The organism is Variovorax sp. 10N412 (assembly GCF_056394985.1).
In genome coordinates this window covers 1-770 of sequence record NZ_JBFTIO010000049.1, presented here as the reverse complement: position 1 = coordinate 770, position 770 = coordinate 1, and the positions used below count along the sequence as shown (strand labels likewise).

The 770-nt window shown below is 68.2% G+C and carries 1 protein-coding gene; it reads left to right on the top strand.

From position 1 onward, the window contains the following. The coding region (locus AC1DJH_RS33075) for a porin (RefSeq protein ID WP_478188611.1) at positions 1 to 770 on the top strand (770 nt) is incomplete at both ends.

Genomic DNA, 770 nt, shown 5'->3' with positions numbered 1-770 from the left:
GACACCGTGTTCGACCCGTTCGGCACCAACGGCTCGGGCACCAACGTGATCAGCACCGTCAGCGGCAACAGCACCATCAACAACGCCAACTATGCGCGCGCAAGCAACTCGGTGGGCTACTTCCTGCCGCCGAACCTGGGCGGCTTCTACGGCCAGCTGCAGTACAGCTTCCACGAGAACACCAGCACCGACGCCACCAGCACCACGGCTGCGAGCAGCAGCAGCGCGGGCCGCTACGTGGGCGGGCGCTTCGGCTATGCCAACGGCCCGCTGGACGTGGCCCTGGGCGTGGGCCAGAGCGTGGCGGTGGACACCGCCACGCTGGAGCGCAAGGTGCAGACCATCAACCTGGGCGCGTCGTACGACTTCGGCCCGGTGAAGCTGTTCGGCGAGCTGTCGAACGTGCAGAACAAGTTCGACACGGCGCTGGGCAACACGCACGACACCTACAACGGCTACCTGATCGGTGCGACCGTGCCGGTGGGGGCGGGCCTGATCCGCGCGTCGTACTCGGTGGTTCGCTACAACGAGGGCGCGGCCGGCATCACGGGCGAAGACCCGCGCGCGCAGAAGCTGGCCATCGGCTACGTGCACAACCTGTCCAAGCGCACGGCGCTGTACGCCACGGTGGCGCGGGTGAACAACCGCAACGACGCCAGCTACACCGGCAGCCTGGTCTCGGCGAGCACCACGGGCTACGGCAGCGCGGGCGTGGGCTTCTCGGGCGTGCCGCGTTCTTCGACCGGCTACGACTTCGGCATTCGCCACGC